Here is a 23,098-nt window from a genome sequence, read left to right as displayed (position 1 = left end):
TACGGGGGGAACCTGCAAGCAACCTGACTACGTGGCCGCACGCGCGGCCGGGAGTGTCACCTCGACGTGACCGCGGCCGTCCGCGATCGCGCGGACCTCCACACCGGCCGAGGCGGCGATACGCCTCACCACCGGCAGCCCCAGCCCGTACCCGTCGCCGCCGGTCACACCCGCTTCGAAGACCCGGTCGACGTCCGCGGAATCGAACCCGGGGCCGTCGTCCAGGACATCGACCACGATTGCCTCACCCTGGACGCGCGCGCTGATCCACACACGCGACCGCGCATGCCGCAGACCGTTCTCCAGCAGGGGCGACAGCAGCGACACGGCGACGTCAGGCGCCACGGCGACCTCGGCCTTCGCGGGAATGGCGACCTCGACCGCCCGGCCGCCGATCGCCTGCCGCGCGGCGGAGCGCAGATCGCACCGGGCCTCGTCGTCGGTCCGTGCGCGCGCTGCGCGCAGAATCGTCGTGATCGCCGTATCGAGGCGGTCGACCTCGCTCAGCACCGCCTCCGGCGCCACCGGCTCGCCGGACAGCTGCGCCAGCTGCGCCTCGCCCCGCAGGACCGTGAGCGGTGTCCGCAGTTCGTGGGCGATCTCATCGGTGAGCCGGCGCTCGTCCGCCAGCGCGTTGTCAACGCGCTCCAAAAGGTGGTCCAGGGTCTGTCCCAGTTCCCCGAACTCGTCGCGGGGAACTCCGAGGTTGAAGCGGCGCCCGGGTTCGTGATGGCCCCAGTCGTCGGCGAGGGCGGCCATCTCGTGCACGACCCGCAGCGCGCGGCGCACCACGAGGTGCGCGACACCGCCGGCGAGGAGGATCGTGAGGCCGCCCAGGATCAGCGACAAGGTCAGGCTGCGCTGCTCGGACGTCTCGTAGGGCGTGAGGTCCACCCGGACGATCACCATGACGTGATGGCCGGCGATCGGGACCTGCCGCGCGTACAGGAGGTAATCGCCGGCGGACGCGGTCTGCGACCGCCCCGAGTCCGCCAGCTCCTCGACGCGATCGACCACGCTTGCCGGTACGTTCCCGTCGATCAGGCGGCCGTCGGCATACAGCCAGGCGACCTCGTCCAGCGCCTCGCTGCTGTTCTCCGTCAGCACGACACGGCCGCCCTTGACGGTGACGTTCGCCGCGACCGCCTCGGCGCGGGTACGCGCCAGATCGTGCGCGTCGGCGTCCGTCACCCCGCTCAGCAGCACATGCGAGACCACGACCAGTACCGCGACCACGGCGGTGGCGATCAGCACGGTGAGCGCGACGACCCGCTTGCGGAATCCCGTCACTGCCATCGGTAGCCCACGCCGCGGACGGTCACCAGACGCTCGGCCACACCCAGCGGACCGAGCTTGGTCCGCAGCCGGCGCACGAAGGAGTCGAGGGTGTTGTCGCTGACCTGCGCCCCGTGCGGCCAGCCGGCGGCGATGAGGGCGTGGCGGCGTACCGCGTCGCCCTGCGAGGCGATCAGACGGCCCAGCAGCCGGAACTCGGTCGGGGTCAGGCTCTCGCTCACCGAGCCGTAGGTCACCACGTGCTTCGCCGGATCGAGGACGACCTCGCGCGGTGCGGGCGCCACGGTGGCCCGGCGCAGGAGGGCTCGGACCCGGACCAGCAGTTCCGGGATGTCGAAGGGTTTGGTCATGTAGTCGTCGGCGCCGGCCTCGAAGCCGCCCACCTTGTGATGCAGGCCGTCCAGGGCGGTGAGCATCAGCACCGGCACGTCGACACCGCGAGCCCGAAGGGCCAGGCAGACGTCGCGGCCGTCGGCGTCCGGGAGCCCGAGATCCAGGACGACCAGATGGGGCGCCGGTGCGAGCTGCCGCAGCAGGCTGTCGGCCGTGGCGGCCACCGAGACGGTGTGGCCGTCGTACTCTAGGGCGCGCTTGAGGACGCCACGGACCGCCGCGTCGTCTTCGCACACCATGATGAAAGCCACGTGCTGACCCTAGATACTCCCGTCCCAGTTCTCCATCTGCCCTGATCAGCCGCCTGACGGTTGGGAGCAGGCCGCTGGTGCCGCACGCCCGTGTGTGGGGTCCCGCCGGTAATGCTGCCGGATTGAACGCCAAGGAATGATCACGGTTCGGGGAGTCTCAGTTCGATCACTGCCGGGACCTCTGTGACGCCTGTTGCCTAGCGTCACAGTCTGTGACTGTTGGGCTGCGAACTGACCGACTCGTGAGCCTCACGACCAACCATGTCCTGGTCCACCCAGAGGAGCCCGGCGTCCTCGGTCTTCAACTCGGCCGAGACCCGCTCTGGCTCCGGCCGCGACTGTCGGCATTACTCCAACGGCTGATCAACGAACGACGTCCACTGGCCGCCCCGCTCAGGACCCGCGAGACGCCCTACCTCTTCCCCGGCCTCCGCCCCGACCAGCCCATGACCTCCAACACTCTGCAGAGACGACTGACCCGCCTGGGCATCACCAGCACCAGCAAGGCCCGCAACGGGGCATGGCTGGCCATGGTCGGCGCCGTCCACTGGAAGATGCTCGCCGATCTCCTCGGCCTCGCCGACGGCACGGCCCACAACTGGCACAAGCTCAACGGGGGAGACCGCGCCAGCTACGTCGCCAACCGACTCAAAGCCTCTCAAGCACCCACGGGGCCCGAGTAGACACCAGCCCCGGTACTTGACTTCCTAGCCATCCATCACAGGTCAGGCCGGGTTGTCCGTCGTTTCCGTCCGGTCGGGATGGAAGATTTCCTCGATGGTCAGGCCGAAGACGTCGGCGATGGTGAACGCCAGAGGCAGGCTGGGATCGTACCGCTCGGTTTCGATGGCGTTGATGGCCTGCCGGGAAACTTGACACCGGTCGGCCAGGTCGGCCTGGCTCCACCGGCGGGCTGCACGCAGTTCGCGTAGTCGGTTCTTCACAGTGCTTCGTCACCGGTTCAGGCGGGTACGCAGGTCGGCGATCGTCATCCAGATGCCCACGCCGCCGAGGAGGATCAACTGCGCGAGCTGATGGAGCTGGATGATGCCTGCGGCATCGAGCAGGGTAGCCACTTGCAGCCCCACGAGGACTGCGGCGAAGGCGATGGCCATGCTCTCCAACTGAATCCTGCGCAGGTATTCGTCCGCGCGCCGGAATGCCCGCCACAGCACCCAGGCGATCGCGAGGGTGAAGACGACGGTGGCCGCGATCCACCAGGTCTTCTGAGCGGTGCTCGGATGGGCGTTGCTGCCCAGGGCCAGGGCTACCACACCCAAAGTGGACACGGGTATGCCGTCGATGAGTACAGCGCGGCGGGCCGCGCGCGTCACCTGATCCTGCTCTACCTGCTTTGCCATGCGACGACTGTAAGGTGCCCTTTCCATAGAGTCAAGCAACCTTGACTCTATGGAAGGTACGCCTTACATTTTGGCGATGTTGAACGACAGACGGCTCCTGACCCGCCGGGCGCTGCTCGGCACCGCCGTAGCGTCAGCCATCGCTTCCGTCCCGATGGCCACCGCGGCATCCGCCCAGTCGCGACCCGCCGCTAACTCGCCGGCCGCCAACCCCACGCCGACTCCGGTGCGGCTCACCCTGCCCGCACCAACCGGTCCACATCCCCTGGGCACGATCGCGGTGCACCTGATCGACCGAGCGCGCGTCGATCCCTGGCAGGATTCCCGACCGTCTCGGGAACTCATGATCCAGCTCTGGTACCCGGCACGCGCCACCCATGAGCACCCGCCCGTGCCGTGGATGTCACCCGGCGCCGTCCCCTTCTTCGAACGGGAACAGGGCATCCCGTCCGGCACGCTGCTGCTGCCGACCACGCACGCCCACCTGGCCGCCCCGGTGGACCACGGCCGGTGCGGGAGACCGGTCGTCCTGTACTCACCGGGCCTGCACAGCGACCGCAGCCTCGGCACTGCTCTGATCGAGGAACTAGCCAGCCGCGGCTACCTGGTCGTGGCCATCGACCACACCTACGACGCCGACCAAGTCGAGTTTCCCGGCGGCCGAGTGGAAACCTTCGCCATCACCGGCGACATCGACGACGCCCTGATCGCCAAGGCCCTCACTGTCCGCACCGCGGACACCCGGTTCGTGCTGGACCAGCTCACCGCGCTCAACGCCGGACACAACACTGACGCCGGACGGCGACCCCTACCACCCACCCTCGCCGGCGCGTTCGACCTGTCCCGCGTCGGCATGCTCGGCCACTCCCTCGGCGGCGCCACAGCCGCCGCAGCCATCCGCGCCGACCGGCGCCTGCAGGCCGGCGCCAACCTGGACGGCAGCCTCCTGCCACCCGTCACCGCCGGCACCGACCGGCCATTCCTTCTCTTCGGCAGCGACCCCGGCCCAGGCCCAGAAGATCCCAGCTGGGATCAGTTCTGGACCAGCCAGTACGGCTGGAAACGCGAACTGGCCCTCATCGACTCCACCCACACCTCATTCACCGACCTGGAAACACTGCTGCCCCAAGCCGCGCCCGCCCTCGGGATGACGCCCAGCCAGGTGACGCAAGCAATCGGCACCCTCGACCCGCACCAGGCCATCCACGCCCAACGCGACTACGTACGAGCATTCTTCGACCTTCACCTACGCCACCTCGACAACCACCTGCTCCAGCACCCCTCACCCCGCTACCCGCAGATCCGGCTTCTCCGATGAGTCAACCGCCATACCCGCACCGCGGCCACCTCGTCAGGTTTGCGGTGAGCCCGAACCTGGTTTGACGACACCTCAGGCGCCCCGCACCCGCCATCGAGGCCGGCGGCTCGGCACCCCGGCCAGCGGCCGTGGTGGCCTGCGCTGACCACATCCGTGACCGCGAGCCAGCCGCAGCATGATCCGACCCTGTCGAATTGCCGCACCAGGAACCCCGCCTGACACCGCCCGCATCGATGCCCGGGCTACACACCCACCCCAACCTGTGAGAGTAGCTTGGAAGAGGCCACAGATCGTGATGGCGCCGGGAGGTATTCGGCACCCACGTAGCCCTCGCAGAGCCGCACGGGGTTTCCGTCTCGGTCGATCACCGGCTTGCCCTGGTGCATCAAGTAGCCCAAGGCCGCTTCAGACAGAAGGATGTTCTTCAGACTTGTCGGCTGCCAGGGGTGTCCGCCTGCTGGCTTGCCGTACATGACGGCCAAGTGGTCAGCGGGTGAAAGCTCTCCGGTCCGGTTCAGGCGGGCCGCCTCACTGCTGGGTGTGACGTTCTCGGGATCAGCCAGGATGCGACGGGCAACCGTACGGATGACAGTCGAGGCGTGCGGATGCAGGACGACGTGATCGATCTTGCCGCCCATCACGATCCGTACGTACTGGAATCCGTAGGAAGGCTTCCCCTTCGGGCGCCCCGCTGCCCTCATCTTCAGGGTGGCGTTCCGGTTTCGGCGCTGGATGGCCCGCAGTTCCATCTGCGCGCCCCAGGCCTCCATGGTGAAACGGTTCTCGTCGACCTGGTCATCCAGATCCCACGGGCCGTCATGGCCGTAGGTGACGAGCAGCTTCCCTTCGTCACGCATCTCGTAGCCGGTGTTCAGGCAGTCCACGACGTTACGGCCGAGCCGGTCCACGGCTGCGGCCACCAATCCGTCGTACGGACCCCTCTCATCGCGGAGCCAAGGGCCCAGTTTCGGCCGGGTCATGGGGTCGGTGGCGCCCGACACCTCCCAGTCGTCGGCCCAGCCGATGATGTGGCCCCCGACAGATGCCGCGGCGGTCAGCACATCCTCACGTTGCCGCTCGGGAGACGACGTGGCGAGCTTCATCCTCGACAGCCGTCGCACGCCGACCAGGCACTTCCCGCATCCGTCGTAGGGGCGTTCGATCATGTTCAGGTCCGTACCGCGCAAGATTTCTCCGTTCCGAACACGCAAGGTACGGAGATTTGGCGGCCACACCCAGGATGATCTTGCTCAGCCCAGGAAGCTCAGTCGAACCTGACGGTTGACATTAGAGATGTTGGTGTCGACCAGGCAGACCGACTGCCAGGTGCCCAGCTCCAGGTGGCCGGCGATGACGGGGAGAGTCGCATGGGGCGGGACGATGGCGGGCAGGACGTGGTCGCGGCCGTGGCCGGGGCTGCCATGGCGGTGCTGCCAGCGGTCGTCGGCGGGGAGCAGGGTGTGCAGGGCGGCGAGGAGGTCGTCGTCGCTGCCGGCGCCCGTCTCGATGACGGCGATTCCGGCGGTGGCGTGCGGGACGAAGATGTTGAGCAGGCCGTCGCGGCCGGCCGCCGCCTCCCGCAGGAAGTCCTCGCAGTCGGAGGTGAGATCGACGACGCGTTCCCGGGAGCCGGTGGAGATGTGCAGCGTTCGGCTGGTGAAAGCATCTGGCATGTTCCCCATCCTGGCCCATGGGCCGCGTTTCACACGCGTCGGCGCGACCGATTCCTGACACGCGGGGTCCACAGGCCGAGACGCCGTTGACCCTGGAGCATCGGGCTGGCTACGTTCTGCCGCATGTTGCGTTCAGCTCTGCTCACCACGCGCGGTCATATCGACCTGCTGCGGGTGGCTTCCGCCGCGTGTCGCCGCGGCCGCTGACGCCTTCTCCGTCCCGTCTTTCGCCGGGCCCCCTCGCTTCCGGGTTCCTTCGGTGGCCGCTCCTTGATCTCTTCCTGACCTGCCCCTGACCTGCGCCGGAGGCGGAGGCAGGGCGTGTCGGTGCCGAGTCCCGCTTTCCCGCTGCCCGCATCTCTTCCGCTCTCTTCCGCATGGAGTGTCGATGAGCATCAGCCATGCCCCGCCCAGCTCTCCCGAGCCCGATATTTCGGCTATATCCCATTCAGTGGATGCCGCCGCTGCACATCTCGACCGCGGCTTCCTCGACCTCCAGCCTGTCGTCCCCGTCCCCTCCCGCCGGCTCCGCATTCCCCGCTGGCTGCGCCGTACCACGGGCCCGATCCTGCTGCTGGCCCTGTGGCAACTCCTCACCTCCACCGGTGTGTTGACGGCCGATGTGTTCGCCTCGCCGGGCCGGATCGCCCAGGTCGGCTGGGATCTGGTGAGGGACGGTTCGCTGCCGTCGGCCATGGGAATCTCCCTGCGCCGCGTCGCCTTCGGGCTGCTGTTCGGGACCGCCGTCGGCACCGGACTCGCCCTGGTCTCGGGGCTGTTCCGGATCGGTGAGGACCTGGTGGACGCGCCGGTGCAGATGCTGCGGACGGTGCCGTTCGTGGGCCTCATCCCGCTGTTCATCATCTGGTTCGGCATCGGCGAGGCCCCGAAGATCGCCATCATCACCCTCGGCGTGACCTTCCCGCTCTACCTCAATGTCTACGCCGGAATCCGTGGCGTCGACTCCCAACTCATCGAGGCGGGCGAATCGTTGGGGCTGTCCCGCTGGGGTCTGGTGCGGCACGTCGTACTGCCGGGTGCACTGCCCGGCGCGCTGACCGGGCTGCGCTACTCGCTCGGCATCGCCTGGCTCGCACTGGTCTTCGCCGAGCAGGTCAACGCCGATGCAGGCATCGGCTTCCTGATGGTGCAGGCGCGCGACTTCCTGCGGACCGATGTGATCGTGGTCTGCCTGATCGTCTACGCCTTCCTCGGCCTGCTCGCCGACTTCGTCGTCCGCTCCCTCGAAAGGCTGCTGCTGCAATGGCGACCGACGTTCACCGGCCGGTGACCAAGTCCGCGGTCCATGTCGAGGGGCTGGCCCGCGCCTTCGACGGCCGTGCCGTCATCGACGGCCTCCGGCTCGACATCGCTCCCGGCGAGTTCGTCGCCCTGCTGGGTCGCAGCGGCTGCGGCAAGTCGACGTTGCTGCGCATTCTCGCCGGACTGGACCGCGACATCCAGGGCACCGCGCTCGTCCCGCGCCGCAGGGCCGTCGCCTTCCAGGCGCCCCGGCTCATGCCCTGGAAGAAGGTCTGGAGAAATGTGCTGCTCGGGCTGCCCGGCCGACCCGAACGTGCCGTCACCGAGCGGGTGTTGGACGAGGTGGGCCTCGGTCACCGGGCCGACGCCTGGCCGAAGACCCTCTCCGGTGGCGAGGCGCAGCGCGCCTCCCTGGCCCGCGCCCTGGTACGCGAGCCCGATCTGCTGCTGCTCGACGAGCCGTTCGGCGCCCTCGACGCGCTCACCCGCATCAAGGCACAGCGACTGGTCGGGGAAGTGTGGCAGCGCCGTGGCTGCGCCGTGCTGCTGGTCACGCACGACGTGGAGGAGGCCGTCCTGCTCGCCGACCGTGTCCTGGTGATGGACGCCGGCCGGATCGTCCACGAACAGCGTGTCGACCTCGACCGGCCCCGCGGCATCACCGACCCCCGCTTCGCCGCCCTGCGCGCCGCGCTGCTGGAACGGCTCGGCGTCGACGCCGCCGCCGAGGCCGCCTGAATCGCCTGAATCGCCTGAATCACCTGAATCGCCTGAGCCTCCCTCGGCACTTCCGCTGAATCCACCGCACATGAACGGAATCCCCATGCGCCGACGTCTCGTCCCCACCGCGCTGCTCCTCCCTCTCACCCTGCTGCTCACCGCCTGCGGTGGGAACTCGTCCGCCGGAATCGGCTCCGACACCGATGGCGAGGGCTCCGTCACGCTGAACGTCGGCGATCAGAAGGGCGGTTCGGAGGCCATCCTGCGCGCCGCCGGCGAGCTGAAGAACCTGCACTACAAGATCAAGTGGTCGACCTTCACCTCCGGCCCGCCGCTGCTGGAAGCCGTCAACGCGGGCGCCGTCGACATCGGCGGTGTCGGCAACACCCCGCCCGTCTTCGCGGCCGGAGCCGGTTCGAAGATCTCCGTCGTGGCCGCCTGGCACGGCACCTCCAAGGGCGACACCATCCTGGTGCCGGACAGCTCCCGGCTGACCGGGCCGAAGCAGCTCAAGGGCCGGTCGATCGCCGTGGCCCAGGGCTCGTCGGCGCACTACCAGCTGGTCGCCTCGCTCAAGGCGGCCGGGCTGAGCCTGTCCGACGTCCACGTCACATATCTCCAGCCGGCCGATGCCCTCGCCGCGTTCACCTCGGGCAAGGTCGACGCGTGGGCGGTCTGGGACCCGTACACCTCCCAGATCCTCCAGGCCAGACAGGGCCGCGTGCTGACCACGGGCGACGGCATCACCAACGGGCTGACCTTCCAGGTGGCCGCGCCCCCCGCGCTGAAGGACCCGAAGAAGGCCGCCGCCGTCAAGGACTATCTGGCCCGGCTGCGACGAGCACAGGTCTGGGTGTACAGCCATGAGCAGGCGTGGGCCAAGGTGTGGGCCAAGGACACCGGACTGCCGTACGACGTGGCGCTGGCCTCGGTGAAGCGGACCAACTCCACTCGTGTCGCGGTCGCCGTCGACAAACCGCTCATCGCCTCCGAGCAGCAGATCGCCGACGCCTTCACCGAGTTGAAGCTCATCCCGAAGAAGGTGGACTTCGCAGCCTTCGTGGACGGCCGGTTCAACGGCGGTCTGCCGCCGTCGACGACTCGGGCGAAGGGCTGAGGCCGCGGCGGGATGCCGTTCCGGGCCGGCATACGACGGCGGTGGCGCCCGCCGGGCTCCAGGGGACGGGGGTCCCGGCCGCCCGGCGGGCGCCCGGCGCACCGGTACGGCCACGCCGCCCCGGTGCCCGGCAGGCTCGCCCGGCGTCCGGGAGACCCGACGACCCGCCCCGGGAAGATCCGCGCCCCGCTCCCGGTTGGTAGAAGCGTGAACGAATCGCGTGAGGTAGGGGTTGTCGTCATCGGTGCGGGTCAGGCCGGGCTGTCCAGCGCCTATCACCTGCGGCGCAGCGGATTCGAGCCGGACCGCGATTTCGTGGTCCTCGACCACTCCCCCGCGCCGGGCGGCGCCTGGCAGTTCCGGTGGCCCTCGCTGACGTACGGCAAGGTGCACGGGATGCACGCGCTGCCCGGTATGGAGCTGACGGACGCCGACCCGGCGCGGCCCTCGGCGGAGGTGATCGGTGAATACTTCGCCCGGTACGAGCGCACCTTCGACCTGCGGGTACGCCGACCCGTCGACGTGCGGGCCGTAAGGGAAGGGGACGGCGGGCGGCTGCTCGTGGAGACGTCCGACGGCACCTGGTCGACGCGGGCCCTGATCAACGCCACCGGCACCTGGGACCGGCCCTTCTGGCCGCGCTACCCCGGACAGGAGACCTTCCGCGGACGGCAGTTGCACACCGCGCAGTACGCCGGCCCCGAGGAGTTCGCCGGGCTGCGGGTGGTGGTCGTCGGCGGCGGTGCCTCGGGCACCCAGCACCTGCTGGAGCTGGCCCCGTACGCGGCCGAGACCACCTGGGTCACCCGGCGGCCACCGGTGTTCCGCGAGGGCCCGTTCGATCAGGAGACCGGCCGCGCGGCCGTCGCGCTCGTGGCGGAGCGGGTACGGCAGGGGCTGCCGCCGCGCAGTGTGGTCTCGGTCACCGGACTGCCGCTCAACGACGCCATCCGGCAGGGGCTCGCGGACGGGGTCCTGGACCGCCGGCCGATGTTCGACCGGATCACCCCGGACGGCGTGGCGTGGGACGACGGGCGGCACGTCACCGCCGACGTCATTCTGTGGGCGACCGGGTTCCGGGCCGCACTGGACCACCTCCGTCCGCTGCGGCTGCGTGAGCCGGGCGGCGGGATACGGGTCGAGGGCACCCGGTCCGTGGCCGATCCGCGCGTCCACCTCGTCGGCTACGGCCCCTCGGCCAGCACCATCGGCGCCAACCGGGCCGGCCGCGCGGCCGTCCGGGACATCAGGCGGTTGACGGCGCAGACACAGCCGGTCGCCGCGTGACGTCCCGCCGGCTCAGCCCGTGCCCTGGTGCAGGGTGTTGAAGTCGGCGACATTGCGCATGTGCGCCGTGTAGTCGGCGGTGAAGCGGGTGTCTCCCGGTTTGACGGTGACGAAGTACAGCCAGTCGCCCGGCGTCGGGTTCAGCGCGGCGTGCATCGCCTCCTCACCGGGGTTGTCGATCGGCGTGGGCGGCAGCCCCATGCGCTGGTAGGAGTTGTACAGGCTCTCGATCCGGGTGTCGTCCTGGCTGGTGTGGACGGTGCTGCGGTTCAGCGCGTAGTTGATCACCGAGTCCATCTGCAGCGGCATTCCGCGCTCCAGCCGGTTGAGGATGACCCGGGCGACCTTGCCCATGTCCGCGGGTGTCGCGGCCTCGGCCTGGACGATGCTGGCGATGGTGACGGCCTGGTAGACGTTCATCGCGTTGTGCTGTGCCCCGGCCGCGATCGGCGCCGCGTCAAACTCGCTGGTGGCGGCGTCGACCATGGAGCTGAGCACGGACTCGGGTGTGGCTCCCTTCTGGACGGGACAGGTGGCCGGGAACAGATAGCCCTCCGGATTGCCCTGGGCGTCGCCGGGCAGCTTCAGACCGGCTTTCCCGACGGACCTGCGGGTGCTGCCAGGGGTCAGTTCGAGGGTCTTGTCGATCGCGTCGTACACCTGGCTCGCCCGCCAGCCCTCCGGAACGACCAACGAGAGGGGCGGCGGCTCCTCGGGGCCACCCTCCGACATCAGCAGTGGCACCGCCACGGCGGTGCCGGCCACGACGGCGCCGACCGCGGCCAGGAGCAGCCTGCCCCGGCGTGTCGGTCGCATCATGCTCCGCGGCGGAATCTTCCTCTGCATGCAGGCACGATAATGTGTAAATCGTCATGGACCAGGCATCTGTCCCGCTTGGCTGTCACAGCGTCAGCTTGCCGGTCGCACCTTCCTTCAGCTCGCCCGTTCCAGCTGTGCGTCCCGGCGCACCAGTGCCGCGTACCGCCCGTCCCGTTCCAGCAGTTCCTCGTGGCTGCCGCGTTCGGCGACCCGCCCGGAGTCGAGGACCACGATCTGGTCGGCGCCGCGGATCGTGGACAGGCGGTGGGCGATGGTGATCGTCGTCCGGTCGGCTGACAGGGCGTCGATCGCCTGCTGGACGGCGGCCTCCGTGCGGGTGTCGAGCGCGCTGGTCGCCTCGTCGAGGATGAGGACCGGCGGATCGCGCAGGATCGTGCGGGCTATCGCGAGGCGCTGCTTCTCACCGCCGGAGAAACGGTGGCCACGTTCACCGACGACCGTGTCGTAGCCGTCGGGCAGGGCGGCTATGTGGTCGTGTATCTGGGCCGCCCCGGCCGCCGCCCGCAGTTCCTCGTCGGTGGCGTCCGGTTTGGCGAAGCGGAGGTTGTCGGCGACCGAGGCGTGGAAGAGGTACGTCTCCTGGGAGACGACACCGACCGCGCGGGCCAGGGTGTCGAAGTCGAGGTCCCGGACGTCGACGCCGTCCACCGTGACCCGGCCGCCGGTGACGTCGTAGAGCCGGGGCACGAGATAGCCGAGGGTGGACTTGCCGGCTCCGGTCGGACCGACGACGGCGAGACTGCCGCCCGCGGGGACGGTGACGTCGATGCCGTCCAGGACGGGACGGGTCCTGTCGTCGCTGTCGTAGCGGAACTCGACGTCCTCGAAGCGGACTTCGCCCTTGACCTGGTCGAGGTGGACGGGCCGCTCGCGCTCGGTGATGTCGATCGGCAGGTCCAGATACTCGAAGATGCGCTGGAAAAGCGCGAGGGACGTCTGGATCTGGACACCGGTCGCGAGCAGGCTCACGGCCGGGCGGAACAGCCCCTGCTGGAGCGAGACGAAGGCGACGATGGTGCCCAGCGAGACCTTGGGGCCGCCGAACTGGAGGGCGAGACCGGCGGTCCAGTAGATGACGGCCGGCATCGCGGCCATGACGATCGTGATCACGGCCATGCGCCAGCGGCCGGCCATGTTCGACTTCACTTCCAGGTCTACCAGGCGCTCGGACTCCTCGGCGAAGGACGCGGTCAGCGAGTCGGAGCGGCCCATGGTGCGGCCGAGCAGGATGCCGCTGACCGAGAGCGACTCGGTGACGGTGGCCGCCATCGCGGCCATCTGTTTCTGCCGCTGTGTGGTGATCTTCTTGCGTTCGTTGCCGACGCGGCGGCTTATCCAGACGAACGCCGGCAGCAGGAGCAGCGAGACGATCGTGAGCCGCCAGTCGAGGGCGAGCATCGCGACGATCGTGGCGACGACGCTGGTGACGTTGGAGACCAGGGAGGTGGCGGTGGAGGTGACGGTGGCCTGCATGCCGCCGATGTCGTTGGCGATCCGGGACTGGACCTCGCCGGTGCGTGTCCGCGTGAAGAAGGCGAGCGACATGCGCTGCAGGCGGCCGTAGACGGCGGTGCGCAGGTCGTGCATGACACGCTGGCCGACGGTGGTCGAGATCAGCGTCTGGAGCACGCCGAAGACGCTGGAGAGGACCGCGCTGAGGATCATGCCGAGCGCGAGCAGGCTGAGCAGGCCGGTGCGGCCCTGGGGGATCGCGACGTCCAGGGTTTCCTTGAGCAGGAACGGCGTGGCCACCGAGACCAGTGAGGCGGCGCCGACCAGCAGGCCGACGATCGCGAGCCGCCCGCGGTAGGGACGGAAGAGCTTCAGGATGCGACGCACCTGCCGGGGCTGTTCCTTGGCGTCGGCAGGCGGTGTCCAGGACGTTTCACGGTCGGGATGCATGGGCTCCTACGGAGGTGAATTGGCGCCGGCCGGAGAGCGGTCGACGATGGCGAACGGATCGTAGCTCATTGTTACCTATACTCACAATGAACGGCATCCTGATATTGTTCCCGCATGACCACCCCAGATCCCGACGGCCTGCTCGCTGAGCAGTTGCTACGGCTGACCCGCCGGGTGCACCGCATCCAGAAACGCCACCTGGAACGGGACGACCTGGGCGTCACCCCGGCCCAGTCCCGGCTGCTGCGCACCCTCGCGCACTACGCCTCACCCCCGCGCATGGCCGACCTCGCCGAGCGCCTGGAAGTGGTGCCGCGGGCGGTGACGACGCTGGTCGACGGGCTGGAGTCGAGCGGGAAGGTACGGCGGATGCCGGATCCGGCGAACCGCCGAGTGACCCGGATCGAGCTGACGGACGAGGGGCACACGACCCTGCGCGAACTGCGCGGCGCACGCCGCTCGGCCGCCGAGGAGATCCTCGCGCCGCTGACGGAGAAGGAGCGCCAAGTACTCGGCGTACTGCTGGACACGCTGATCGAAGGGGACAGCGGCACGCGCTGCTGACCACAGCGAGCGATTCCGGCGCACGAAATGCCCGGGCACGCACACCGATCCCGGCACTCAACCCGCCTCCGGCGCCGGCTCCTTGACGGTCGGCCATGTCCCCACGGCGGGTTCCGCCTCCGATCCCCCCTCGGCCTCGAAGGCGATCTCCCTGACCTTCAGCCCGATCCGCCTGAAGGCCTTCGGATCACCGGCCGTGGCGATGCCCACGACGGCCGCGCAGAACATCAGCGGGGCGATGACCGCCTTGATCAGACGGATGAAACCATCGCCGAGCGGCTGGGAGACCGCGGCCGACTCCGGCCACGGTCTCCCGACGACGACGCCGAGCACGAGGACACAGGCGACCTGCTCGAAGAGGGAGGTACGCCAGTATGCGTGCGACGCGTCGCGGCACTCTAAAGGCGTTGTTGATCCCCGCTGAGACGCCCGTGTCACAGCCGGGTACATCACACCGCGGGTGGCGCACTCCACATCCGTGTGCTCAACATCCGTGTGCTCAACAACGCTCGCGGTCCTCCGTCAAGACCCCCTGAGCCGTGGCCAGCACATGGTCGTAGCACCCGTCGGAGCCGTACCGCCGATAGCGCTCGCTCGATGTGCCGACCGCGTGCCGCTGGTCGCGCGGGACGTTGGTCGTGTACGCCGCGTCGCCGCTGTAGGTGTCGTCGAGCCGGGACCACACGGTGCGCCAGCCGCTTCCCGGTTCCACGACAAAGGCGCGGTCGCCGAGCGTCAGCACGGTGCGCAGCCGGTTGTCCGCGCCGATGGTGGTGGTGCCCTTCAGCGTGTACGTCAGGTGTGTGCGCGCCGTCCGGTCAGGACCGTGCCCGCCGACGGTGACCGTCTGGTCGTCCGACCATGTCGCGTCCAGCCCGTCCGTGTTCTCACCATCGGTCCACCGGTGGACGGAGGTGTTGGCGAGCGTCCGGGCGACCGTGGTGGTGACCCGGCCGTGCGAGGTGTCAAGGTATCCGGACACGGTGAGCCGGTGTCCCGCGTCGGTGTTCACACGGTTCTCGGAACCGGGCGTGTAGGTGGAGGAATTGGCTATGTCCGTCGCCCGGTCCGCGGTGAGCGAGCCGGTGACGCGGGCACGGTGAACGTCCTGCCAGACCAGGACGTTCACCGGCGCGCTCCAGCCCGACCGGCCCGCCGGCACGCCGACGACGGACACGTCGACGCGGTGCGGACGGCCGTCGTCGAGCAGGCCCGCGAACGGTGTGAGGTCGTAGGTGAGGGGCCGGACATCGAAAGCTCGCGGCGCCGGGAGGACGTACCAGAGGAAGGGGTTGGACCAGCCGCCGGTCCAGACGTTCGGGAACGGCGCGGCGATTCCGGCGAGTTGGCCGTCGATCTTGATCTGTACCTCGCGGTAGGGACCGTGATCGGCCTTGCAGGAGTACGACGCCGGGTCCGCCACAGTGAGGTACCAGAACTCCTCGCAGCCGCCGCCCGAGCCGGTCGCGTAGACCTCGGCGAGGATCCGCTCGCTGTTGCGCGGGGTGGTGAGGGTCGTGCCGTCCGGCGTGCCGGTGAGCGTGAGGACGCGGTCGGGGGCCTGATCGGCGGGGCGGCCCGCGTAGAAGGTCAGGCTGACATGCACATCGATGACACCGGTGTAGGTGTCGTCCACCGTGTTGCCGATCAGCATCTCGACGTCCCGTGGGCTGCGGAAGGTGTCGCTGTAACGGGTGACGTCCTTCTCGACGTGCCATTCGATGCCGTCGGGCGAGGGCTCCGGTGTGGAGGTGCGCAGGATCTCGACGCCGCCGACGTGCAGATAGCCGAGGCGGTCGTACTGACGGCCCTTCACCTTGCCGTCGAGCCGCAGGACGACCTTGCTCCAGTGGTCTCCACAGCCCTCGGGCGGGGTGTAGGCGCCTCGGTAGGGCGTGAAGTCACGGAACTGGGCGTCGGCGAGGGTGACCTGACACGACGTGGAATGCGGCCGGTCGACGGGCGGCGCCGCGGTGACCGGGTCGTGCCAGTCGGTACCGAACTCGGCCGGGACATCGGCCGCTTGGGCGACAGCGCCGGCTCCGGCGCCGAAGAACGCGCTCGCGAGAAGGGCCACTCCGGCGAGCATGGACATGACTATCTGTCTACTCATGGGCGGTGTTCTACGGCGAGTCGGCGCCTGCCCGCAATGAGGCCTCGGGAAGAACGGCGCGATCGGGCACAGAGCGGGCCGCCGGCGGGACACCTTTCGGCGACTGCGACACGGGCGGAGACATCGCTGGCGGGCAGAGGTGGCGGCAACGGGCGCAGGCGCCGGAGCGTCAGGCGCCCAGTTCCTCCCGGTCCCCCATCACCATCACCGGATGCCGCGCCGGATCCAGCGTGCGCAGCAGGAACTTCATGGCGTCCTTGGGCACACTGACGCAGGCGGATGTGCCATCGCTGCGGTCGAGGTGCAGCCAGATGCCGCCACCCTTGCAGTCACCCTCGGGGCGTGCTCCGTCGTCCGAAGGACGGCCCGGACGACGGTTGTAGTCGATGGCGATGACGTGGTCGAAGTCGTGCTGATGCGCCTGGTGCCAGTCGTTCGGGGGAGCGTCGGCGTCCCGGTCCCGTTCGTAAGGCAGCCGGGGACCGGGGTTGTGGAGCACACCGCCCGCGTCGGAGAGGCCGAACACCCCGACGGGGCCGCGCTCGTCACCGTCGCGATGGTCCGCGGTCCAGCCGTTCCGGCCATTGTGCGCCGGACACCTGGCGATCGGCTGCCACCTCGGGCCCTCCCGCGTGTACAGCACAGCCGTGGAGTCGGGCGAGTCCCTGCCCTCGCCGTACACCGCAAGGACATGGCCGGAGTCCTCGGCACGAGCCGGCTCGGATATGCCGGAGCCACAGGCGGACAGAGTCATCGGAACAGTGCCGAAGGCCGTCACCACGACCGCCATTCGCCGCACGCCGTCAATCTCCACATGACCATGGCATCGCAAACCATGCAATAGTGCGATCTTCCGGACATTCGGGTGACGCCCGACCCACACTCCACGACCGAAGGCACCCGTGGCCGGAAGCAGATGGATTGCACCGTTCCGCCAGGAAAACCGATTGAAATTCACGACGTTGCGAAGCGAACCTTTCACGGCCCGTCACCGCACTTTCGCCGCCTCCCCATCCCTCCCCCGCCTCCCCCTCTTCCCTCCTTGACACGAGCCACTGGGACGTCATGCAAATCCAAGACCTTCCGTACTCCGATCCGGGCGTTCCGGACGCACGATCGGGCCCCCGATTCCTGTGGTGGCTCTGGCGTAACCAGCTGGACGGCCAGCTGAAGTCGCTCGCCTGGGGCCTGCTGCACTTCGTCGCCGTCTCGGCCCTGCCCTTCTGTGTCGGCCTCGCCGTCCAGGCGGTCGTCGACCGCTCCGGCACCCGGCTCGTCCTGACGGGTGGTCTGCTGCTGCTGTGTGGCACGGGTATCGCCGTCGGTGACACCTTCCTGCACCGCACCGCCGTCACCAACTGGATCACGGCCGCCGCCCGCGTCCAGCAACTGCTGGCCCGCAAGGCCGCACAGTTGGGCTCCGCCCTGAGCCGGCGGGTCGCCGCCGGCGAGGTGGTGGCGGTCTCCACCGGTGACGTCGAGAAGATCGGCTGGTTCGTCGAGGCGGTCTCCCGGTTCACCGCGGCCGCGCTCACGGTCGTGGTGGTCTGTGCCGGCCTCGCCGTCTACCAGCCGGCCCTGGGCGCGATCGTCGCCGTCGGACTGCCGGTGGTGGCCCTCGCGGTGCTGCCGCTGCTGCCCCGGGCGACCCGTCGCGCCGACGCACAGCGCGAGAAGGCCGGCCGGGCCACCGAGCTGGCCTCGGACACGGTCGCCGGGCTGCGCGTGCTGCGCGGCATCGGCGGCGAGGAACTGTTCCTCAACCGCTACCGCCGCGCCTCACAGGAGGTGCGGCACGCCGCGGTACGCAGCGCCCGGATGTGGTCGCTGATCTCCGCCATTCAGGTGCTGCTGCCCGGACTGCTGCTCATCGCCGTCGTCTGGCACGGCATCCACCTCGCCCACCAGGGCCGGATCACCGTCGGCGAACTCGTCACCGTCTACAGCGCGGTCATGGTCCTCAACTACCCGCTGCGGCACTTCGAGGAGATCGCCATGGCGTACTCCTTCTGCCGTCCGTCGGCCAAACGGGCGGCCCGCGTGCTGTCCCTGGAACGGCCCACGGCCACCGAGGGCACGCGCGAGGCCCAGGTGCCGGCCGGCGACCTGTACGACCCCGGCACCGGTCTGCTGGCTCCCGCCCGCCGTCTCACCGCCGTGGTCTGCGGCGACCCGGACGCGGCGGGCCGCCTCGCGGCGCGGCTCGGCGGCCACACGGCCGAGGGGGGACGCTCGGTGCTGCTCGGCGGCGTCGCCCTGGACGAACTTCCCCTGGACAGCGCCCGCACCGCCGTGCTCGTCCAGGACAAAGACCCGGTGTTGCTGTCCGGAACGCTGCGCCAGCTGCTCGACGTGCCCGCCTCGGGAGCCGTACGGGCCGCGGACGCGCTGACCGCGGCACAGTGCGACGACGTCCTGGACGCGCTTGTCCAGGGATCTGTGGACACGACGGACCCGATGGACGCACGCATCACCGAACGCGGACGGTCCCTGTCCGGCGGCCAGCGCCAGCGGCTCGCACTGGCCCGGTCGTTGATCACCGATCCCGAGGTGCTGGTGCTCGACGAGCCGACCTCCGCGGTCGACTCGCACACCGAGGCACGGATCGCGGACGGCCTGCGCCGACTGCGCTCAGGACGCACCACGGTCGTGTTCACCTCCTCACCGCTGCTGCTCGACCGCGCGGACCTGGTCGCCCTGGTCCACGACGGCGAGGTCGTCGCGGTCGGTGCGCACCGCGAGCTGATCGACAGGGAGCCGCGGTACCGGACGGTGGTCACGCGGGAGTCGGACGACGAGCCGGCCGCAGCCGACGAAGGTGCCCTCGTGGGCGCGGGCCAGGAACGGAACGAGATCGAGGAGAGCGCATGATCGGCGTTGCACCGCCGGCGTACGACCCGGCGGCCCCGACGACCGCCACCACCCTGCCCGTCGGCGCAGCCGCTACCGTGCGCGCCTACGTCACCGAGCTGTTCCATCGGCACCACAGGGCGTTCCTCCTGCTCATCGGCGTGAACACGGTGGCCGTGATCGCTTCCATGGTGGGGCCGTACCTGCTCGGCGGCCTCGTCGAGCGCGTCTCGGACCGGTCGCGAGAGCTTCATCTGGGTCTGACCGCCGGGCTGTTCCTGCTCGCCCTGATCGTGCAGGCCGGGTTCGTACGAGAGGTGCGGCTGCGGGGCGCGATGCTCGGCGAGCGGATGCTGGCCGATCTTCGCGAGGACTTCCTCGTCCGGTCGGTCGGGCTGCCGCCGGGCGTGCTGGAACGGGCCGGTACCGGCGATCTGCTGTCCCGCATCACCACCGACATCGACCGCCTGGCCAACGCGATGCGCGAGGCCGTGCCGCAGCTGACGATCGGTGCTGTGTGGGCCCTGCTGCTGCTCGGCGGGCTCGTCGTGACGGCTCCGCCGCTCGCGGCAGCCGTGCTGCTCGCCGTACCGGTGCTCCTGGCGGGGTGCCGCTGGTACTTCAAGCGGGCGCCGGCCGGCTACCGCTCCGAGGCAGCCGGATACGCGACCGTGGCCGCCACGCTCGCCGAGACGGTGGACGCGGGCCACACCATCGAGGCGCACCGGCTCGGTGCCCGCCGCGTCGCCCTGTCGGAACAGCGGATCAAGGAATGGACGGCCTGGGAGCGCTACACGCTCTGGCTGCGGTCCGTGCTGTTCCCGGTGGTCAACGCCGCCCATGTCATCGTGCTCGGTTCGGTCCTCATGGTCGGCGGGGTGTTCGTCCTGCACGGCTGGATCGGGGTGGGGCAGCTGACCACGGGCGCCCTCCTCGCGCAGATGCTCGTCGACCCGGTGAACCTGATCCTGCGCTGGTACGACGAGGTACAGGTCGCCCAGGTGTCGTTGGCCCGGCTGGTCGGGGTGCGGGACATCGAGCCGGACGCCAAGGACGCCTCGCTGGCGCCGGACGGTCGGGACGTGCACGCCGACCGGGTGCACTTCGCCTACCGCGAGGGCGTCGACGTGCTGCGCAACGTGTCCCTGGAAGTCGCCCCGGGCACCCGGCTGGCCCTGGTCGGCCCCTCGGGCGCGGGCAAGTCGACCCTGGGCAGGCTGCTCGCGGGGATCTACGCACCCCGCGACGGCCGGATCACCCTGGGCGGCGCGGAGCTGTCCCTGATGCCCGCGGAACGCGTCCGCTCCCACGTCGCCCTCGTCAACCAGGAACACCACGTCTTCGTCGGCTCCCTGCGGGACAACATTCTGCTGGCCCGCGCCGGCGCCGCGGACGCCGAGCTGTGGGCGGCGCTGGGCGCGGTCGACGCGGACGGCTGGGCACGAGCCCTGGACGACGGCCTGGACACCGAGGTCGGCTCCGGCGGTCTCGCGCTGACCCCGGCGCAGGCTCAGCAGATCGCACTGGCCCGCCTGGTCCTGGCCGATCCGCACACGCTGGTGCTGGACGAGGCGACCTCGCTGCTCGACCCACGCGCGGCCCGGCACCTGGAGCGCTCCCTGGCCCGGGTCCTGGACGGCCGCACCGTGGTCGCCATCGCTCACCGGCTGCACACCGCCCATGACGCCGATGTGATCGCCGTCGTGGAGAACGGCCGCGTCAGCGAGCTGGGCAGCCATGACGATCTGGTCGTGGCCGACGGCGCGTACGCGGCGCTGTGGCGGTCCTGGCACGGGTGAGGATCCGGCCCGGTCGTGGGTACCCGGTGCCCGGGCGCTCCGCCCGCCGTCGGCAGCGGACACCGCGATCACGGTCACAGTGCCACGGACCGTTCCCGGAACCGGGTCGCCGGATGCCGTGCCAGGGCTGCCGGGTCCAGGACCGGCCGGATCGAAGCGGACCGGCGTGCAGCGGGGTGTGCCGACGCTTGGGACGCGACGGCCTGCCGGGGGAGGGGGTCCTCCGGCGCTCGGGGCCGGAGGACCGCGCCCCGCCGACACTCGGCGAAGCGTGCCCACGCCCGGAGCCGCCGGGTGGTGACGGGCCTGCCCACAACGGCGTCCGTCGGCGCCTGAGGCTGCCGGGGCGGATCGAGCGGCCGTGCCACGGCGCCTGCGGGATGCCGGTGCACGGTCGCGGGCCCTGACCGGCGTCCGTGCCGTTGCGCGGTCCCGAGCAGGGGTGGAAGGCTGGAGAACGGCACCGGCTCGGGGAGCGCCTCGGATCCACCGGATTCGCGGCGTGCGACACCTGTGCCACGCGTGCCGGCGGCCCGCCACCCAGTGCGGTGGCATATGGCCGTCCTCACCACCTGGAGGTACTCGTGGACAGCGCCGACAGCTGGGGGGACGACGTCTACCAGCCCGATTCCTCGGAGGTCCGGGAGGACTCGGGAGTGCTCGACGTCGAGGACACACTGGACTTCGACGGCGTCAAGGATCCGCTCGACCGCGGCTGGTCCCCTCCTGAGCGCCCCTGGGCGGTGGAACACATCGGTGTGACGGCGGCCGAGCGGCAGGCGGGCGAGACCCTGGACCAGCGGCTCGCAGAGGAGCTGCCCGATCTGGCCGCGCCCGACGGCGACGACCTCGGTGACTGCGTCGAAACCGACGGAGAACTCCTCGACAGCGAGGTCGGTGCCCTCCGTTCCGGCCGGCTGGTGGCCCCGGACGAGGGAGCGCACGAGGACGACGAGGCCGCCCTCGTCGCCACCGATGTCGGCATCGACGGCGCCGCCGCCTCGGCCGAGGAGGCCGCGATGCACATCGTCGACGAGGAGTCCTTGTCCGGCTGAGTGGACGAGGGGTCCCTGTCCGCATGTCCTGCACCGTCCGGATGACCCGCCCGGTCCGGCCGACCGGCACGTCCGGGACGGCCGGCACGCCCCCTGACCGACCGCCCCGCCCGAGGAGCCGCCATGCGGCAGGACAAGCACCCCGACTACCACCCCGTGGTCTTCCGTGACCGCGCCGCCGGCTACGCGTTCCTGACCCGCTCGACCGCTCACAGCGAGCAGACCATCGAGTGGGACGACGGCCAGACCTACCCGGTGATCGACGTGGAGATCTCCTCCGAGAGCCACCCCTTCTTCACGGGCAAGGCCCGCACGGTCGACACCGAGGGCCGTGTCGCCCGCTTCGAGCGCCGCTACGGCGGCGGGGCGGAGGCGGGCGAGGCGACCTGATCCTGAACGGCGCCGCGGCTCCGGTGCCCGGTGCCCCGGACGGGAACGGCGGCTCAGATCACGTTGAGAGCCGCCGCGCAGCCCACCCCGCCGAGCAGCATGAAGACGGGCATCAGCACCTTCAGCTCCACCCAGCTGCCGGCACGGAACCGCATCGCCTTCGGCGGCCCCACGGGGTACCAGCGCTTGCGGCCCACGGGGATCGGCCACAGGATCGGGCAGCCCGACACGGTCAGCGCGTCCCCGATGTCGTGCACCAGCGCGCCCAGCACGACCGGCAGCCCCAGCCACAAGTACTGCTGGTCCGGCGCGGTGAACAGCCAGTCGGAGCCGTTGCCGGGCTTGTCCAGGACCCCTGCGAGGATCCACGCGCTGGTCGCGGCCAGCAGCCAGACCAGGACATCGGCGCTGGAGCCGCGGGCCGCCCGCCACAACAGGCCCTCGATCGCCAGCACCATGTGGACGAACAGGATCGCCAGCACCGCCCAGCGGCCGCCCTCGATCGCCGCCGCCGAACAGCCGGCGCCGAGCAGGACCGCCCACAGCCACGTGTGCGTCAGCGTGCGGTGGCCGCCGTTTCGACGTGGGTCGCCCTTCATCCTGGTCGCCTTGTAGACGGCGTGGGACAGCGCGTCCACGATCTCGCAGATCCAGTGGGAGATCGGCCCGAAGGAGCGCGAGATGGTGGCGGCCTTGTGGTCGAGGTCCGGGGCGAGTGCGGCACCGGCACAGATCAGAGCCCCGACGAGGAGGACCGGCCACGGCATCGGATGCCCCGTCGCCGCGGCGGCGGCTCCGACCCCGAGCCAGGCCGCGGCCCCCGACAGTGAGTGTGCTGGTCCCATCATGGCCGCTTCCCGCCCCATTCCTCGTGTGCCGCTGTCCAGTTGTCCTGGTGCGCTGACG

23 protein-coding genes and 1 pseudogene are annotated in these 23,098 nt (G+C 70.2%); 12 read left to right on the top strand and 12 right to left on the bottom strand.

Annotation, left to right across the window (positions count from 1 at the left end; translation table 11 throughout):
* Positions 1 to 27: 27 nt before the first annotated feature.
* Positions 28 to 1,296, bottom strand: coding sequence for a sensor histidine kinase (locus IE277_RS13895; RefSeq protein ID WP_189952118.1), 1,269 nt, complete (start codon positions 1,294 to 1,296; stop codon positions 28 to 30).
* Positions 1,287 to 1,940, bottom strand: a complete 654-nt coding sequence (locus IE277_RS13890; protein ID WP_189952116.1) for a response regulator transcription factor — start codon at positions 1,938 to 1,940, stop codon at positions 1,287 to 1,289. The genes IE277_RS13895 and IE277_RS13890 overlap by 10 nt, the downstream gene beginning before the upstream one ends.
* Before the next feature lie 242 nt (positions 1,941 to 2,182).
* Between IE277_RS13890 and IE277_RS13885 the strand changes: the two genes are divergently transcribed.
* Positions 2,183 to 2,623: a hypothetical protein gene (locus IE277_RS13885; protein ID WP_189952115.1), complete on the top strand. Its 441-nt coding sequence runs from the start codon at positions 2,183 to 2,185 to the stop codon at positions 2,621 to 2,623.
* Positions 2,624 to 2,665: 42 nt separating this feature from the next.
* On the opposite strand, the gene IE277_RS13880 is transcribed toward IE277_RS13885, so the two are convergent.
* Both IE277_RS13880 and IE277_RS13875 read right to left on the bottom strand, forming a co-directional pair.
* The gene (locus IE277_RS13880) at positions 2,666 to 2,884 is read right to left on the bottom strand and encodes a helix-turn-helix transcriptional regulator (RefSeq protein ID WP_189952113.1); all 219 of its coding nucleotides are present in this window, start codon (positions 2,882 to 2,884) and stop codon (positions 2,666 to 2,668) included.
* Positions 2,885 to 2,893: 9 nt separating this feature from the next.
* Positions 2,894 to 3,301 (bottom strand): hypothetical protein, encoded by a 408-nt coding sequence (locus IE277_RS13875; protein ID WP_189952110.1) that lies wholly within the window; start codon positions 3,299 to 3,301, stop codon positions 2,894 to 2,896.
* Positions 3,302 to 3,377: 76 nt separating this feature from the next.
* Here IE277_RS13875 and IE277_RS13870 point away from each other — a divergent pair, with 76 nt between their 5' ends.
* Positions 3,378 to 4,619, top strand: a complete 1,242-nt coding sequence (locus IE277_RS13870; RefSeq protein WP_229881396.1) for an alpha/beta hydrolase family protein — start codon at positions 3,378 to 3,380, stop codon at positions 4,617 to 4,619.
* Between the two features lie 242 nt (positions 4,620 to 4,861).
* Here IE277_RS13870 and IE277_RS13865 read toward each other — a convergent pair whose 3' ends face one another.
* On the bottom strand, positions 4,862 to 5,806 hold the full coding sequence (locus IE277_RS13865; protein WP_229881382.1) for a recombinase family protein: 945 nt from the start codon (positions 5,804 to 5,806) through the stop codon (positions 4,862 to 4,864).
* Positions 5,807 to 5,869: 63 nt separating this feature from the next.
* Entirely contained in the window at positions 5,870 to 6,292 is a 423-nt protein-coding gene (locus tag IE277_RS13860; RefSeq protein ID WP_189952109.1) for a secondary thiamine-phosphate synthase enzyme YjbQ, read from the bottom strand.
* Between the two features lie 123 nt (positions 6,293 to 6,415).
* On the opposite strand from IE277_RS13860, the gene IE277_RS49495 reads away from it, so the two are divergent.
* The 5 genes from IE277_RS49495 (at position 6,416) to IE277_RS13840 (ending at position 10,679) form a co-directional block, all read left to right on the top strand.
* Entirely contained in the window at positions 6,416 to 6,499 is an 84-nt protein-coding gene (locus tag IE277_RS49495; protein WP_313884353.1) for a putative leader peptide, read from the top strand.
* 181 nt (positions 6,500 to 6,680) lie between these two features.
* Entirely contained in the window at positions 6,681 to 7,583 is a 903-nt protein-coding gene (locus IE277_RS13855) for an ABC transporter permease (protein WP_189952106.1), read from the top strand.
* Positions 7,556 to 8,293 carry an ABC transporter ATP-binding protein gene (locus IE277_RS13850; RefSeq protein ID WP_189952105.1) on the top strand — a complete coding sequence of 246 codons (738 nt, stop codon included), beginning with the start codon at positions 7,556 to 7,558 and terminating at the stop codon, positions 8,291 to 8,293. Before IE277_RS13855 ends, IE277_RS13850 begins: the two co-directional genes overlap by 28 nt.
* Positions 8,294 to 8,378: 85 nt before the next feature.
* Positions 8,379 to 9,392, top strand: a complete 1,014-nt coding sequence (locus IE277_RS13845) for an ABC transporter substrate-binding protein (protein WP_189952550.1) — start codon at positions 8,379 to 8,381, stop codon at positions 9,390 to 9,392.
* 207 nt (positions 9,393 to 9,599) lie between these two features.
* On the top strand, positions 9,600 to 10,679 hold the full coding sequence (locus tag IE277_RS13840) for an NAD(P)-binding domain-containing protein (protein WP_189952103.1): 1,080 nt from the start codon (positions 9,600 to 9,602) through the stop codon (positions 10,677 to 10,679).
* 12 nt (positions 10,680 to 10,691) lie between these two features.
* Here the strand turns inward: IE277_RS13840 and mltG are convergent, their stop codons facing one another.
* Complete coding sequence (mltG, locus tag IE277_RS13835) at positions 10,692 to 11,525, bottom strand: endolytic transglycosylase MltG (RefSeq protein WP_189952100.1); 834 nt, start codon at positions 11,523 to 11,525, stop codon at positions 10,692 to 10,694.
* 87 nt (positions 11,526 to 11,612) lie between these two features.
* Complete coding sequence (locus IE277_RS13830; protein WP_189952098.1) at positions 11,613 to 13,421, bottom strand: ABC transporter ATP-binding protein; 1,809 nt, start codon at positions 13,419 to 13,421, stop codon at positions 11,613 to 11,615.
* 114 nt (positions 13,422 to 13,535) lie between these two features.
* Between IE277_RS13830 and IE277_RS13825 the strand changes: the two genes are divergently transcribed.
* Positions 13,536 to 13,985, top strand: coding sequence for a MarR family winged helix-turn-helix transcriptional regulator (locus IE277_RS13825; RefSeq protein WP_189952096.1), 450 nt, complete (start codon positions 13,536 to 13,538; stop codon positions 13,983 to 13,985).
* Positions 13,986 to 14,141: 156 nt separating this feature from the next.
* Here IE277_RS13825 and IE277_RS13820 read toward each other — a convergent pair.
* From IE277_RS13820 to IE277_RS13810, 3 genes and pseudogenes are all read right to left on the bottom strand, one after another.
* Positions 14,142 to 14,382, bottom strand: a pseudogene (locus tag IE277_RS13820) (cation:dicarboxylate symporter family transporter); the annotation flags it as partial.
* Between the two features lie 102 nt (positions 14,383 to 14,484).
* Positions 14,485 to 16,098, bottom strand: coding sequence for a peptide-N4-asparagine amidase (locus IE277_RS13815; RefSeq protein ID WP_229881379.1), 1,614 nt, complete (start codon positions 16,096 to 16,098; stop codon positions 14,485 to 14,487).
* A gap of 169 nt (positions 16,099 to 16,267) precedes the next feature.
* On the bottom strand, positions 16,268 to 16,852 hold the full coding sequence (locus IE277_RS13810; protein ID WP_189952546.1) for a hypothetical protein: 585 nt from the start codon (positions 16,850 to 16,852) through the stop codon (positions 16,268 to 16,270).
* A 311-nt stretch (positions 16,853 to 17,163) separates the two neighbouring features.
* Here IE277_RS13810 and IE277_RS13805 point away from each other — a divergent pair, with 311 nt between their 5' ends.
* From IE277_RS13805 to IE277_RS13790, 4 genes are all read left to right on the top strand, one after another.
* Positions 17,164 to 18,969, top strand: coding sequence for an ABC transporter ATP-binding protein (locus tag IE277_RS13805; protein ID WP_189952094.1), 1,806 nt, complete (start codon positions 17,164 to 17,166; stop codon positions 18,967 to 18,969).
* Positions 18,966 to 20,747 carry an ABC transporter ATP-binding protein gene (locus tag IE277_RS13800; RefSeq protein ID WP_189952092.1) on the top strand — a complete coding sequence of 594 codons (1,782 nt, stop codon included), beginning with the start codon at positions 18,966 to 18,968 and terminating at the stop codon, positions 20,745 to 20,747. Before IE277_RS13805 ends, IE277_RS13800 begins: the two co-directional genes overlap by 4 nt.
* 584 nt (positions 20,748 to 21,331) lie before the next feature.
* Positions 21,332 to 21,802 carry a DUF5709 domain-containing protein gene (locus IE277_RS13795; protein ID WP_189952090.1) on the top strand — a complete coding sequence of 157 codons (471 nt, stop codon included), beginning with the start codon at positions 21,332 to 21,334 and terminating at the stop codon, positions 21,800 to 21,802.
* Positions 21,803 to 21,925: 123 nt separating this feature from the next.
* Entirely contained in the window at positions 21,926 to 22,192 is a 267-nt protein-coding gene (locus IE277_RS13790) for a type B 50S ribosomal protein L31 (RefSeq protein WP_189952088.1), read from the top strand.
* Positions 22,193 to 22,245: 53 nt separating this feature from the next.
* Here IE277_RS13790 and IE277_RS13785 read toward each other — a convergent pair whose 3' ends face one another.
* Complete coding sequence (locus IE277_RS13785) at positions 22,246 to 23,040, bottom strand: metal-dependent hydrolase (protein ID WP_189952086.1); 795 nt, start codon at positions 23,038 to 23,040, stop codon at positions 22,246 to 22,248.
* Positions 23,041 to 23,098: the final 58 nt, after the last annotated feature.

This window comes from Streptomyces alanosinicus (assembly GCF_014650595.1).
GTDB classification, from domain to species: Bacteria; Actinomycetota; Actinomycetes; order Streptomycetales; family Streptomycetaceae; genus Streptomyces; species Streptomyces alanosinicus.
Note: the sequence above shows the minus strand (reverse complement) of the source record. Positions and strands in the feature narration are given on the sequence as shown.